The sequence below is a fragment of the Monashia sp. NPDC004114 genome (assembly GCF_053603855.1).
On record NZ_JBSGGK010000003.1, the window covers coordinates 337541 to 350588 of the forward strand.

A 13048-nucleotide genomic window follows, 5' to 3' on the forward strand; every position below is an offset into this window, starting at 1 on the left:
GCAGTCTATGAGCATTAGTGCACGGATGGACAGCCAGCCAATCACATTTGGACATTCTCCGGGGTGCTACTGCCCGGCACAGGCTGCGTCGCGCTCGTTCAGTGGCGGTAGATGGCCCGGGCCGGGCAGAGGCGGATGGCCGTGGCGGCCTCGTCGGGCGAGGCCGTGGCATCGTGCACTACGGGGTAGCCCCACTCGTCGAGGGTGACACCGCGCAGCAGCTGCGCACAGACCCCATGACCGGTGCAGGCGACCCGGTCGACCGCGATGCCACGCGGCTCGACCAAGCCCAGCCGGGCGGCGGTGTCACGCGTGCGACCTGCGGGCTCAGTGGGCGAGGACATGGTGGCTCCTCCGGTCCGAGGCGAGGTCTCGGGCAGCGCACCGACCATCGCGGTGCTGCTCGACGTGGGCGGCGAAGACGTTCAGGGCCGACCAGGCGAAGCCCGCCACGCCGTCCGGGAAGTGGCACGCGCCACGCCCTGGCAGCAGCGCGGCCCGCGAGGACACGCGGCCGTATGCCGCAGGGTCGGCTCCGGTAGCAAGCGCTCGCCAGTCGGCGGCGAGGGCGGGCAGCCCGAACATGCACGGACCGCACTGACCGGCCGACTCGCCGGAGGCCCAGGTCAGCCAGCGGTCCACGACATCGAGTGGGCACTCGCGTGGGTCGAGGACCTCGACGACTCCAGGTCCGAGAGACGCACCGAACGGCGCGAGGTCGGCACCGGTCCAGCGCAGGCGCATCGCGGCCTCGAGCGGCACGAACCGGCCCCCTAGGCCGCCGACGAGCAGCGCCTCCGCGCCCTGCCGAGCACCGCCGGCCGCCAGAAGGTCCGCGAGCATGGCGCCCGCCTCGACCTCCAGCACCAAGCCTCGGACCTCGGGCGTGTTCACCGTGACCAGGCGTGGGCCGGGCTCGGTGTCGGTGCCGAACGACCGGAACCAGTCGGCGCCGTTCCGGGCCACCTGGCCGATCCGCCAGACCGTCTCCGCGTTGAGCACGACCGTCGCAGAGATCCGCCGGCCGGCGGAGTCGTGACCGCCACGGACGAAGGGCCGGCGCTTGGTCATCGGTCGGGCAAGGCCGCCGTGCACGAGGGAGATGAGCGACGACTCCTCCGACGAGACATAGCGCGCCGGGACCTCGACGGTCTGAAGGCCCGCCGCCCGCAGGCGCGCGACGGTCGCGGAACCGCGGTGGGCGGCATACGTCACGGGCTTGCCCGCCGCCACCGCCGTCGCGCCCTCGACGAGCGCGGCGAGCCGGTGCTCGACGACCCAGGCGTCCTTGGCCGCTCCCAGCTCGCCGTCGCACGCGTTGACGACGAGGTGGGCGCCATGTGCAAGCGCCGCCTCCACCTTCAGCGCGGTGCTGAACGCTGCACCCCCGCGGCCGGTGAGGCCGGAGTCCCTCAGCACTGAGACGAGGTTCATGACCACTCCTGTCCTGCGACGACCTCTCGGCGCTGCCGGTCGAGGTGGGTCGTGGTGAACCGCCAGCCGATGGCGAGAAGCCCGATGACGCCGCAGGCGATCGTGGTGGCCCGAAGCAGGCTCTGGTCGCCCGTGCCGAGGGCGACCCCGTGGACGACTGCGAGCGGCCACAGCGCGAAGGACAGGGCGTGCACGCGCCGCCACGTCCGCTCCGCCAGCCGGTGCCGGAGCACCGACGTGACGACGACCGCGACGATGATGTCGAACGCGAGCGTGCCGAGGCCCACCCACAGCGGCTCGTATCCGGAGGTGAAGGGCAGCACGGCGGACACGAGGTCGATCGAGACGTAGGTCTCCACGACGGCGGTGAGGATATGGGCCGCGAGGAACACGGTCATGCCCAGCGACAGCGAGCGATGCAGGGCCACGACGACCGTTGCCGACTCACCGTGGGGTCGGCGACGCCCGGAAGTGAGCACGCCGAGCACGAGGACGGCCGTCAGCAGGACGATGCTCACCACCCCGGTCGCGCGCGACGTGTACCAGAGGATCTCGTTCATCAGGCGGCCCTCCTCATCGGCTCCGGCCACCCGGGCGTCGTCAGGACCGCACCGTCCGCGCGATCGAGTCGCGACGGGATGCCTTGTGTGGCAAGCCATTCCGCTGCATCCTCGCCGAGCACGATCGCGGCCGTGGATGCAGCGTTGACCTCGAGGCAGGTCGCGCCCGCGCAGGTCACCTGCTGCCAGGTGCTGGTGGCTGTGCGGCCGGTGCGCGGGTCGATGATGTGGTGGCGGGGGCCGTCGACCGTCTGCCACACCCGCAGCCGGGTCGAGGACGTCGCGAACGCCTGACCGGTGCTCGTGACCACCTGCCGGGTGATGCCGTTGGCGTCGTCGACACCGACCGACCATCCTCCACGCGGCAGCTCACCGGACACGGCGACGTCGCCACCGAGGTTGACGAGGAAGCCGCCGGGCAGGGACCCGGCGAGTGCCGCCGCGATGGTGTCGGCGGCGTGAGCCTTGGCCGTCGCGCCGAGGTCGAGCAGCGTTCCGGCAGCCACGGACACGCGACGCGCCGACACGTTGAGGTGCACCGAGTGCCAGTGCGGCACTCGCCCGATGCTCACCTGCCGGAACTCGCCGCGCGCCCGCACCGCGTCGAGGTCGTCGTCGTAGCCGGCCGCGACCAGGGCCGACCCGATCGTCGGGTCGACGAGCCCGCCCGTCAGACGTGCGGCCCGCAGCGCCGCGTCGAGGTATGCCGCACACGTCGTCGAGAGGAACGCCTCCGCGGGTGCCCGGCGAGCCCGGTCGGCCAGGTGCATCAGCTCCGAGTCCGGGCGGAACCGGCTCACTGCGCGGTCGACCTCGCGAAGATGCGACTGGGCCAGATCCACCGCCCGGTCCAGCAGGCCGGGCCGCGTGCAGAGGATCTGGTTCGTGGTCCCGATGGCGCGGAAGGTCCCGCCGGCGGCACCGGCGACGTCGGCGCGGGAGTAGGCGATCGGCGCGGACATCAGGACCCGCTCGAGCTCGACTGGGCCTGGCGGTCGGTCCCACCGACGGGAGAGACGGCCGTGAAGCCGCTGGTCGTGTCGGTCGTGCTGCTCGAGCCAGTCGAGCCGGTCGAGCCCGTCGAGCCGGTCGAGCTGGTCGAGCTGCTCGAGCTGCTCGAGCTGCTCGAGCTGCCGGACGTCTGCGCGGCGGCCGACTGCGCGTGCGCCTCGCCGAGGTGGACGGCGATACCGCCGACGACCAGGGTCGAGGCGGCCAGCAGACTTGCGGACCATACCCTCGCTCGCTTCAGGGGTCGGGGAGTGGGGCTCATGGACGCCTCCTTCGGGGGGTTCACACCACCGTCGCGGGCGCCTCTGTGTGCCTGCTGTGGTCGGGCGGTGCATGCGGCATGACTCCCGACCCGGCGGCATACGGAAGGGCCGACCGGACGGGACCCCACCGCGACGCTCAGGGATTTCGAGCAATTCGCTTGCGGTGGAAGGCGACTCCCGCAACGCTCAACCACATGGCACTTCACATCCACAGCATCACGTTCGACTGCGGGGACGCCCGCACCCTTGCCACGTTCTGGTCCGGGCTGCTCGGCTGGAACGTCTACTACGACGACGACCCCGAAGTCGTCGTCGCCCCGTCGTTCCCGAACCAGGGCCTGGGCCTGCTGTTCATCCCGGTGCCGGAGGGCAAGACGGCCAAGAACCGCGTCCACCTCGACATCGCCCCACACGACGGCACGCGAGACGAGGCTGTAGAGAAGGCCCTCGCCGCGGGTGGAACCGTCGTGGGCGACCACCGCAACGAGGACGGCACGGGCTGGGTCACGATGGCCGACCCCGAGGGCAACGAGTTCTGCATCGAGCGCGGCCCGGCCGAGAAGGGCGATCCGGGCCCACGCGAGTTCCGGATCGGCTGAGCTCGGTGGGAGCCGGCCCGCGCCCGGTCAGGCGTCGGGTCCGGCTCCGTGCCTGGCCAGGAACGCCGCCGCCGTGTCGGCGACCTCGCGCCATCCGCTGTCGACGACGAGCGAGTGGCCTCGGCCGGGGATCTCGATGATCTCGGTCGGGCTGGGGTTGCGCAGCTGCTTCTTGTACGACGCGTGCGAGATCGCCCACGGCACGGTGTTGTCCTTCTCACCGCTGATCACCAGCAGCGGTCCGCGGTCCGCGCGAAGGGTGTCCACGCTCGCCTCGGTGCGTGGGTTGAAGTTCGCCGTCGCGGCCTGGAATAGCGGGCGACCCGGCGCCGCAACGGGATACGTCCGGTACAGCTCGGCCGCCTCCTCCGCGCTCACGGCGTTGGCGAAGGCGAAACGGTACTGGTCGAAGGTGAGGGAGACCGCCCGGCTGTAGTTGGCCGGGTTCGTCAGCACGGGAGAGCTGGCCCGCAGCGCCGAGATCGGCAGCGGCAGCACGCCGCGGAACGGGGCGGGGTCGATCGCGACCGCCGCCTTCGCCAAGCCCATCCCGGCGAGCTTCTGCGTGATGAGGCCGCCGAAGGAGTGCCCGATGATCACCGGCTTCCGATCGAGCAGTCCGATGACGTCGGCGAAGTGGTTGGTCACCTGGCCGACCGACTTGCCCGCGAGGACCTCGGGCTTGGCGCGAGCCTCGTCGACCGTCTCCGGGTCGTCGGGCCAGCTCGGTGCGAGCGTCGCGTAGCCGAGCTCCTCGAAGTGGGCTCGCCAGGTGGCCCAGCTGCTCGGCAGCAGCCACAGGCCGTGGACGAAGACCACGGGCTGCCTGGCACTGGCGTTGGCGCCTTCGACCTGGCCGCGCTCGGAGGCCGTGATGGAGGGGGCGCTGGCGGGACCGGTCATGGGGACTCCTTCAGGGTCAGGTGATGCGTGTGCTGACCGGTCGTCCCGGTGTGGCCATCGTGGTCCGCGATGACCTGGCCGTCGAGAGATGTGAGGCGACATCCCGCAACCCGGACATCACAGCTAGTCGACGACGGACAGGGCCACCTTGCGCGGCACGACCATCCGCCACGCGTCGACGACGATCTCGCGCATCCGCTCCTCGTCGATGGCGTCGAGCCGCACCTCGACCCAGTTGAACCGCAGGTCCGAGTGCCGCGGCATGATGAACACGTCCGGCTCGCTCGCGACGAGCACGTCCCGCTCCTCCTTGGGGAAGGCGAAGCCCATCTGGGTCTCGTCCGCGGAGAACGCGAGCCAGACGATCTTGCCGACCCGGAACTTCACGCGGTCTCGCACGAGCACTTCGTACGAACGCGGGAGTCCTTGCGCCACCCGCCGGATGTCGTCGATGGTCACAGGCACCCTTCCACCCTCCCATGGGAGGGCGACATTGGGCACCGGCCGCGTCCCGGGCATGCCGGCCGATGTCTTCCGGGGACGGTACCCGACGGCATACCCTCGGCGGTGTCGCGACCTCGACGGCACCATGGCCGGGCGGGCTGAAACGTCGACCTGACTGAAGGAGCGACGGATGTCGACGACCCCACCCGCACCCATGCCCACGATGCCCGAGCGACTGCTCGCCTTCCTCGACCGCCTCGCGCAGGTCCTGGCCGAGCGCGGCGATGCGGTCGCGCTGCTGGGCCTCGGCTCGGTGGGCCGAGACCTGCACCGGCTGGACGAGCACTCTGACGCGGACTTCTTCGTCTTCGTCGACGACGACGCCGCTCGCGACCGCTACCTGACCGACATCGACTGGCTGGAGGCCGCTCACCCCGTGGTGTGGTCGTTCGAGAACAGCCTGGCCGGGCGGAAGGCACTGCTCGCCGACGGGCTGTTCGCCGAGTACGCAGTGCTCTCGCTCGCTGAGCTCGACACGGCCGGCTACCCACCGGGACGCATCCACTGGCAGCGTGCCGACGCGCCCGCGGGCCTCGACATCCCCCGGGTGCCACTGCCGATGACACCGACGCTCGAACACCAGGTGGGCGAGGCGATCACGAACCTCTACGTCGGGCTGCACCGCGACCTGCGCGGCGAGCGGCTGACGGCGACCCGCTTCATCCAGGGGTATGCCGTCGACCGCTGGATCACGATCCTCGGCCTGCTCGGGCTGGGCAACGGCCCACAGCAGGACCTCTTCGTCATCGACCGGAGCGCGGAGCGGCGGTTCCCGCCGGAGCTGCTCCCGCTCGGCGACCTCGTGCCCGGCTATGACCGCAACTCGCACGCGGCCGCGACCCTGCTCCGGCTGCTCGAGGCGCACGTCGAGCTCGACCCGTCCATCGTCGCCGGGGTGCGCGACCTGGTCGCGCGAACGGCTCAGGACAGGGTCAGCTCGAGCGTGTAGACGATGAGCGCGGTCCCCGGCACCGGCGACCAGTCTCGGTGCGGCTGGCGGACGAAGCCCGCGCGCTCGTAGATGCGGTGGGCCGCGTGCATCGTCGGCTGCGTGGACAGGACCAGCCTGCGCCGGCCGAGCTCTCGCGCTCGGTCGACGCAGTGCTGGACGAGCGCGGCACCTACCCCTTGCCCGCGACCCAGCGGTGCGACGGCGAGGGTGCGGAACTCTGCCTCGTCACTCTGGGCGATGTCGGCGTAGGCCCCCGGCGCGCCGACGAATGTCACCCCGCCGAGGACGGTCCCGGCGTCGTCGACAGCGACGAGCACGTCGGCGTGCTGGGCGCGCGACCGCACGTCACGCAGCAGGACGAGATACGGGTCGTCCGCGCCGAAGTCGAGCAGGCCGTCGTCGAGGTACGCCGCCGCGGTGATCTCACCCAGCCGGTCGAACTCCTCCGGCCGCGCCGGCCGGACGGTGAACGCCATCGCCGGCCGTCGTCAGGCGGCGAGGCGCCAGGCGATGACGCCGAACAGGACGCCGAGGGAGTTGGTCGCCCAGTGCATGCCGACGCTCGCGAAGATGCTGCCACTGCGCCGCCGGAGCTCGCCTGCGAGCAGCCCGCCGAGCGCGGTGAAAAGGACCGTTCCGCCGATGACGGCGATCTTGGCGAAGGCGCCGAGGTCACCGACGGCCGACGCGACCGCCTCGTTGCCGGTCGCCGAGGCCATGGCTGGAAGGACGTGCCAGAGCCCGAACAGCACCGAGGAGGCGACCAGGACCTGCCAGACGCGAGCGTGCCGCGACAGGAAGCCCCAGAGCACGGACCGGAAGGCGACCTCTTCGAGCAGGATCGTGCCGACCGGGATCATGACGAACGCCGTCAGCAGGGCTCCGGCGGGCGGGAGGTGGTAGCGCGCGTCGAGGAACGCCGAGCGGGTCGCCGGGAGCAGCACTCCCGCGAGGTAGACGAGGCCGACGACGGCGATGACCCCCAGGCCCCAGCGGATGCCACGGGCGTGCGTGCGCCGCGCCAGGCCGAGCTGGTGCCAGCTCAGCCCCTGCCAGCGAGCGAAGGCCAGCAGCACCACGGCACCGGCCGGACCGAGCCACATGGTGTCCCAGCCGAAGAGGTGGTTCGCGATGTTGACCCCGGCAAGGGTGAAGACCACGACCACCGTGGAAGCGAGGCGAGCACGCTTGGCCCGGGCGATGAGCGCGAGCCGGCGGCGCCGGACGGCCTCCTGAGGCCCGTCGTGGAAGCCCACGATCTCACCGGAGGTCGGGGTGTCGACGGCGGCGGGGACGGTCGCGAGCAGGGTGGTCATCCCGGCCAGTCTCCCATGCGAGCCTGTGTCCCGCTGACGCGTCCACACACGCTACGCACAGGTCCTTCACAGGGTCGGGCTCCGGAAGCCGCAGCAGAAGGCCGCACGTGGGCTGCCGCGCGAGGCTCAGGCGGGACGGAACGCGATCATCGGAAGCTGCTCGGCCAGACGTCGGCGCGCCCGGGGCGTGCCGTCGTAGCGCCAGCCCAGCAGCGAGGTCAGCGTCGCGCGCACGCCGGGCCGGATGAACGGGTGGCGCCGCTCGTAGTCGGCGAACGTCTCGACCGCCTCGTCCACGCCGAGCAGGCGGTATGCCGCCGGGCGAGGGCCGCGCCCGAAGTCGAGTCGCGCGCCGCCGGCCACCTCGGTGTTGCGCACCCAGTCCGCACCTCGACCGTAGCCGGCCATGACGACCGCCTCACCGGTGACCGGCTCGTAGTGCAGCACCTCGACGACGGCGTGGTACGTCCGGCCGCTACGACGGCCGACGTGCTCGATCCGGACGAAACGGTGACCGAACAGGCGCCCGAGGCCGTGGTCGTAGAGACGGCTCGGTGCGGCATACATCCGCTTGAGCCACGGCGGCATCGGCGCCGGCTCGCCCTCGGCCCGGGTCATCGACGCCGCGTGACGAGCCCGCGGACGTACTCGGCCTGGCCGAGATGCTTCACGGCGTCGTCGAGGACCGAGACGACGCGGACGGCCAGCGTGACGGGTGGGTCCCAGCGCGCGTCGACGACCCTGGAGTAGTCGTCCGCGTCGAGGCCTTGCACGAGCTCGATCGTGCGCGCATGGACCGCACCGTGATACCCGGCGAAGAGCTCCGGGTCGCCGACGGTGAACCGCCCCACGTCGCGCGACGACATGCCCCAGCCGTGCGTGTGCCGGGGGTAGGGCAGCGCGAAGCGGTCGACCCAGCCGTCGTCGAGCCACGCCGACCCGTCACCGCTGAGATCGGCGACCTGGTCGTCCTGCTGGCGGGCCAGGTGCCAGACGAGCCACGCGATGTGGTTGGCATCGGCGTCCGGGCGCCAGAGCAGCTCGTCGACGGTGAGGCCGCGGACGACGTCGGGCACGCCGTCACGGATGCGCTCGAAGCCGTCGACGAGAACATCGCGGGCCAGATCTGTCGTCACGTCAGCCATGTCCCAAGCATGCACCCCGGTACCGACGCGCCACGCGCCAAAAGCACGCCGCGGCGCCGGCGTTGCCTGGACGCGGCGCAGCGAGCTGGGTCCCACGCTCTGCGTGGGAGGAACGAGCGAGCGGAGCGGAGGAAGGCAACGCCTGGGGGGCGCCGCGGCACGCGCCGCAGCGAAGCGAGGCGCCAAAGGCGCGTATCTGCAGCGGGCCGGCACGCACTGATCCCCCGGTGCCATGAGCGCGCGGCCTTGGGCCGGACCCCTGGCTGACTCGACGTCGGCCGCAAGCGGGGAGCGAACGGTGATCCCGACCACGAACCACTCAGCAAGGAGACCCAGCATGACCATCGACCTCACCACCACCGCTCGGCGGGCCACGAGCCTCGCCGGACTCTGCGAGGGTGCGGTTCACCTGCCGGGCGACGCCGGCTACGACGCAGCACGGCTGCCGTGGAACGTCGCCGTCGACCAGCGTCCCGCCGCCGTGGCCCTGCCGCGCACGGTCGCCGAGGTCCAGACGATCGTCCGGGCGGCAGCCGACGCCGGGCTGCGCGTCGCCCCCCAGAGCACCGGCCACAACGCCGGTCCGCTCGCCGCGCAGGGGCTCGACGACGTCGTCCTCGTGCGCATGCAGCAGATGCGCGGCGTCACCGTCGACGCCGCCCGCCGGACCGCTCGCGTCGAGGGTGGCGCGCTCTGGCTCGACGCCACCGAGCCGGCGGCAGACCACGGTCTCGCCGCGCTGCACGGGAGCTCGCCCGACGTCGGCATCGCCGGCTACTCGCTCGGTGGCGGTATCGGCTGGTACGCCCGCAAGCTCGGCCTCGCGGCGAACAGTGTCACGGCCGTCGAGCTGGTGACCGCCGACGGCGAGCACGTGCGCGCAGACGCCGCGGAGAACACCGAGCTGTTCTGGGCCGTGCGGGGAGGCGGCGGCAACTTCGGTGTCGTGACCGCGCTCGAGTTCCGTCTGTACCCCATCGAGACGGCGTATGCCGGCATGCTCGTCTGGGACCGCGACCACGCCGAGCGCGTGCTGCGCCGCTGGGCGGACTGGGCGCCTGAGGCACCCGACTCGGTGACGACCGCGTTCCGGTTCCTCAACCTGCCGCCGCTGCCCGAGATCCCGGCGGCGCTGCGAGGCCGCTCGCTCGTCGTCATCGACGGAGCGGTCATCGGCTGCGACGCGGAGGCGAGCTCGATACTCGCCCTGCTCCGTGGGCTCGGCCCCGAGATCGACACCTTCGAGCGCGTGCCCGCCCGGTCGCTCGTCCACATCCACATGGACCCGGAGGGCCCGACGCCGGGTGTGTCCGACGCGCGGATGCTGCGCGAGCTGAGCGACGCCACGATCGACACGCTGCTCGAGCAGGTCGGCCCCGGCTCGACCTCGTCGCTGCTGGCCACGGAGTTGCGTCAGCTCGGCGGTGCCCTCGGCCGGGCCCCGGAAGGACACGGTGCGCTGGCGAAGCTCGACGCGGCATACGTCGCGTTCGGTGCCGCCATCGCGGCGACGCCCGAGATGGCGATGCAGGGACAGCTCGATGCGAGCGGTCTGATGGCGTCGCTCGAGCCGTGGACAGCTGGGCACAGCTACCTCAACCTGGCCGAGCACCGCAGCGACGCCAAGAACGGCTTCGAGGAGCTGACCTGGCTGCAGCTGAAGGGGATCCGTTCGGCCTACGACCCGGACGACCGCTTCCTGGCGAACCATCGGATCTCCCGGCTGTTCGAGAACGGTGCCGTGGCCGACTGACCGCCGCCCTGTGGTCCACCACCGCCGCCGCGCCGCCTGACCGCTCAGGTGGCGCGACGGCGTCACAGCGACCACCTCCGCGCGTCTCACCAGTGGGCAGTCGGCCGGCGTGCCCGTTCGCCTTCAGGAGGGAGCCGGGGTGCGTCGGGTTGTCGTCGCTCCACACATGGATGACGAGTCGCTCGGGTGTGGCGGGCTCCTCGCGAAGTATGCAGACGAGTGTCTGGTCGTCACCATGACGGACAGCGGACCGGTGCGAGCGAAGGAGCAGGGCCGGGCGATGGCCGCCCTGGGCGTCTCGAACGTGCTCAACCTCGGCTTCGAGGACGGCCTGCTGCCGCAGCGCATGACCGACACGGTCGGCGCACTCGACGCCGCCATGGCCGACTACCGGCCGGACGAGCTCTACCTGCCGTTCCCGTCCTTGCACCAGGACCACATCGCGACCTACGAGGCGGGCATGCGTGCCGCACGGATCTCGATGGACGCCAGCCACTGGTACCCGGCCGCGGTTTTCGTCTACGACATCGCGGTCTACGACGTGAGCCTCTACCCGACCGACCTGCGCTGGAACGTCTTCGAGCCGCTCGACGAGGACCAGGTCATGGCCAAGCAGGAAGCGTGCCTGGCCTACCAGTCGGAGATCCCCAGCGAGATCCACCCGATCCGGAGCGTCGGCGCCATTGCCGCAGCGGTCGGCCGGCCGCGACTGCTGGAGTATGCCGAGCAGTTCGCTCTCGTCCGGAGCGTCCGTCCGTGATCGTCGCCATCCACCAGCCCGACCTGCTGCCCTACTCCGGCTTCTGGTTCAAGATGGCCAACAGCGACGTGTTCGTGCTGGCTGTCCACGACCAGTTCCAGAAGCACGGCTACCAGCGCCGCGTGCGGATGCGCGACTCGTGGGTCTCCCACCAGCTCGTCGGCAAGCCCGCTCTGGTGCCGATCCGCACCATTGCGGTCCAGCCGGGATGGCAGGGCAGGATGGCCGCCTCGATCCGGGGGCGCTACACCGGCTCGAGGCACTGGAAGGACCGGGGGGTCGAGCTGTGCGCCCGCATCGAGGGGGCGCACGGGTCCACGCTGGTGGACGCCAACCGGGCGCTGATCGACATCGTCCGCGACCTGCTCGACATCCACACCCCGCTCGTGGTCACCGACCCGCCCACCCGCAGCGGCACCGATCGGCTGATCGAGCAGGTCAAGCTCGTCGGCGGGACGGCATACCTGTCGGGCTCCGGTGGGGCCGCCTACATGGGCGACCAGGCCGGCCAACGCTTCGCGGATGAGGGCATCCAGCTGACCTGGAGCCCTCATGAGCACCTCACCGGCGACTCCATCGTCACCGTGCTGATGGATCACGACGACCCCCGGGCTGCCATCGCCAACACGGCCCGCACGTCGGCGCCCGCGGCGCCCGCGCGGGAGCCGTCCCGATGACCGACGTCGCCGTCACGTTCCAGGGCGACGCGCGGGACGCGACCGCGTGGTCGGGCACGCCCGCCGGGATCGTGCGCGGCCTGGAGGAGCTCGGTGTCGTGGTGCACACGATCAGGGCCGCCCCTCCGGCCCGCTGGGACGCCCGGGTCCGGCAGACCCTTGGTCTGCCCAGATGGGACCCGCGACGCGCTCGGAGCGAGGGCTGGCGGGCCGAGCTCGCCCGCACGACGTCTGCATCGCTCAACGGACTTCCGTACAACGCGCTCTGCTCCCGCTTCGCCCAGCGCGACCTCGCCGCCGTCGGACCCGTGGACGCCGTCGTCCAGATCGGGACGTCCTACCGGGTCGAGCACCCGAACCTCGTGACCTTCGAGGACCTGACGATCAAGCAGGCACTCGGCAACCCCTACTTCCACTGGCAGCACCTTGACCGGCGGACGGTCGAGGCCCGAATCGTGCGCCAGACGGACGCCTATCGCCGGGCGCGCGCCGTCTGCTGTGCCACGCCCTGGACCGCCGCGTCGGTCGTCGACGACTACGACATCCCGAGCCAGAAGGTGCATGCCGTCGGCGTCGGCACCAACCACGAGATGTCGGCGCCGGACCGCGACTGGAGCCGCCCCCGATTCCTGTTCGTCGGCAAGGACTGGGAGGACAAGAACGGGCCTGTCCTGCTCCGAGCCTTCGCCGACCTGCTCACCACGGCGCCCACCGCCACCCTCGACCTCGTCGGGCACCACCCGCCGGTCGACCAGCCAGGCGTGACCGGTCACGGCTTCCTCAGCCTGAGCGACCCTGTCGCCCAGGAGAAGCTGTCCGAGCTGTATGCCGCAGCCACCTGCCTCGTCGTGCCGACGACGTTCGAGCCGGCCGGGATCGTGTTCCTCGAGGCGGCCGCTGCCGGCATCCCCTGCATCGGGACGTGTCGTGGAGGAGCCGCCGACATCATCGGCCCCGGCGGTGTGACGGTCGACCCGACCGACCCGATGGCGCTGGTCGCCGCGATGCGACACCTGTGCGAGCCCGCCACGGCTGCCGCGGCCGGCGCGGCCGCCGCGGCACGGGTCCGACTCTTCACCTGGCCCAAGGTCGCCGAGCGGATCCTGGCCGCAGCCGGACTGCGTTCCTGGCCGCTCGACCAGGGACTGTTCGACGGTTCGGCTCGGTAGCC

The 13048-nt window shown here is 71.6% G+C and carries 17 protein-coding genes; 6 read left to right on the forward strand and 11 right to left on the reverse strand.

Going from position 1 to position 13048, the window contains the following annotated elements; genetic code table 11:
* Positions 1-98 precede the first annotated feature (98 nt).
* The 5 genes from ACWEOW_RS06420 to ACWEOW_RS06440 are packed head-to-tail and all read right to left on the reverse strand — an operon-like array spanning position 99 to position 3267.
* A complete protein-coding gene (locus ACWEOW_RS06420) occupies positions 99-344 on the reverse strand; it encodes a ferredoxin (RefSeq protein ID WP_452268339.1) in 246 nt (81 codons plus the stop codon).
* Positions 328-1434, reverse strand: a complete 1107-nt coding sequence (locus ACWEOW_RS06425) for an NADH-ubiquinone oxidoreductase-F iron-sulfur binding region domain-containing protein (protein ID WP_452268340.1) — start codon at positions 1432-1434, stop codon at positions 328-330. Before ACWEOW_RS06425 ends, ACWEOW_RS06420 begins: the two co-directional genes overlap by 17 nt.
* Positions 1431-1994 (reverse strand): ferric reductase-like transmembrane domain-containing protein, encoded by a 564-nt coding sequence (locus ACWEOW_RS06430; protein WP_452268341.1) that lies wholly within the window; start codon positions 1992-1994, stop codon positions 1431-1433. Before ACWEOW_RS06430 ends, ACWEOW_RS06425 begins: the two co-directional genes overlap by 4 nt.
* Positions 1994-2956, reverse strand: a complete 963-nt coding sequence (locus ACWEOW_RS06435; RefSeq protein WP_452268342.1) for an FAD:protein FMN transferase — start codon at positions 2954-2956, stop codon at positions 1994-1996. Before ACWEOW_RS06435 ends, ACWEOW_RS06430 begins: the two co-directional genes overlap by 1 nt.
* Positions 2956-3267, reverse strand: coding sequence for a hypothetical protein (locus ACWEOW_RS06440; protein ID WP_452268343.1), 312 nt, complete (start codon positions 3265-3267; stop codon positions 2956-2958). Before ACWEOW_RS06440 ends, ACWEOW_RS06435 begins: the two co-directional genes overlap by 1 nt.
* Positions 3268-3462: 195 nt before the next feature.
* On the opposite strand from ACWEOW_RS06440, the gene ACWEOW_RS06445 reads away from it, so the two are divergent.
* Positions 3463-3867: a VOC family protein gene (locus tag ACWEOW_RS06445; protein WP_452268344.1), complete on the forward strand. Its 405-nt coding sequence runs from the start codon at positions 3463-3465 to the stop codon at positions 3865-3867.
* A 27-nt stretch (positions 3868-3894) separates the two neighbouring features.
* Here ACWEOW_RS06445 and ACWEOW_RS06450 read toward each other — a convergent pair whose 3' ends face one another.
* Together ACWEOW_RS06450 and ACWEOW_RS06455 are read right to left on the reverse strand one after the other, a co-directional pair.
* A complete protein-coding gene (locus ACWEOW_RS06450; RefSeq protein ID WP_452268345.1) occupies positions 3895-4770 on the reverse strand; it encodes an alpha/beta hydrolase in 876 nt (291 codons plus the stop codon).
* A 123-nt stretch (positions 4771-4893) separates the two neighbouring features.
* Positions 4894-5235, reverse strand: a complete 342-nt coding sequence (locus tag ACWEOW_RS06455; RefSeq protein ID WP_452268346.1) for an MmcQ/YjbR family DNA-binding protein — start codon at positions 5233-5235, stop codon at positions 4894-4896.
* Positions 5236-5404: 169 nt separating this feature from the next.
* On the opposite strand from ACWEOW_RS06455, the gene ACWEOW_RS06460 reads away from it, so the two are divergent.
* On the forward strand, positions 5405-6223 hold the full coding sequence (locus ACWEOW_RS06460) for a hypothetical protein (RefSeq protein WP_452268347.1): 819 nt from the start codon (positions 5405-5407) through the stop codon (positions 6221-6223).
* Here the strand turns inward: ACWEOW_RS06460 and ACWEOW_RS06465 are convergent.
* The 4 genes from ACWEOW_RS06465 to ACWEOW_RS06480 form a co-directional block, all read right to left on the reverse strand.
* Entirely contained in the window at positions 6196-6702 is a 507-nt protein-coding gene (locus ACWEOW_RS06465; RefSeq protein WP_452268348.1) for a GNAT family N-acetyltransferase, read from the reverse strand. The genes ACWEOW_RS06460 and ACWEOW_RS06465 overlap by 28 nt on opposite strands.
* Before the next feature lie 12 nt (positions 6703-6714).
* Complete coding sequence (locus ACWEOW_RS06470; protein WP_452268349.1) at positions 6715-7542, reverse strand: CPBP family intramembrane glutamic endopeptidase; 828 nt, start codon at positions 7540-7542, stop codon at positions 6715-6717.
* A gap of 126 nt (positions 7543-7668) precedes the next feature.
* Positions 7669-8160 carry a nitroreductase family deazaflavin-dependent oxidoreductase gene (locus ACWEOW_RS06475; protein ID WP_452268350.1) on the reverse strand — a complete coding sequence of 164 codons (492 nt, stop codon included), beginning with the start codon at positions 8158-8160 and terminating at the stop codon, positions 7669-7671.
* The gene (locus ACWEOW_RS06480) at positions 8157-8687 is read right to left on the reverse strand and encodes a mycothiol transferase (RefSeq protein WP_452268351.1); all 531 of its coding nucleotides are present in this window, start codon (positions 8685-8687) and stop codon (positions 8157-8159) included. The genes ACWEOW_RS06475 and ACWEOW_RS06480 overlap by 4 nt, the downstream gene beginning before the upstream one ends.
* Before the next feature lie 337 nt (positions 8688-9024).
* On the opposite strand from ACWEOW_RS06480, the gene ACWEOW_RS06485 reads away from it, so the two are divergent.
* The 4 genes from ACWEOW_RS06485 to ACWEOW_RS06500 all read left to right on the forward strand — a co-directional run bounded on the left by ACWEOW_RS06485 (position 9025) and on the right by ACWEOW_RS06500 (position 13046).
* A complete protein-coding gene (locus ACWEOW_RS06485; RefSeq protein ID WP_452268352.1) occupies positions 9025-10440 on the forward strand; it encodes an FAD-binding oxidoreductase in 1416 nt (471 codons plus the stop codon).
* A 139-nt stretch (positions 10441-10579) separates the two neighbouring features.
* Positions 10580-11200: a PIG-L deacetylase family protein gene (locus tag ACWEOW_RS06490; RefSeq protein ID WP_452268353.1), complete on the forward strand. Its 621-nt coding sequence runs from the start codon at positions 10580-10582 to the stop codon at positions 11198-11200.
* Positions 11197-11877 (forward strand): WbqC family protein, encoded by a 681-nt coding sequence (locus tag ACWEOW_RS06495; RefSeq protein WP_452268354.1) that lies wholly within the window; start codon positions 11197-11199, stop codon positions 11875-11877. The genes ACWEOW_RS06490 and ACWEOW_RS06495 overlap by 4 nt, the downstream gene beginning before the upstream one ends.
* On the forward strand, positions 11874-13046 hold the full coding sequence (locus ACWEOW_RS06500) for a glycosyltransferase family 4 protein (protein ID WP_452268355.1): 1173 nt from the start codon (positions 11874-11876) through the stop codon (positions 13044-13046). The genes ACWEOW_RS06495 and ACWEOW_RS06500 overlap by 4 nt, the downstream gene beginning before the upstream one ends.
* The last annotated feature ends 2 nt before the right edge of the window (positions 13047-13048 follow it).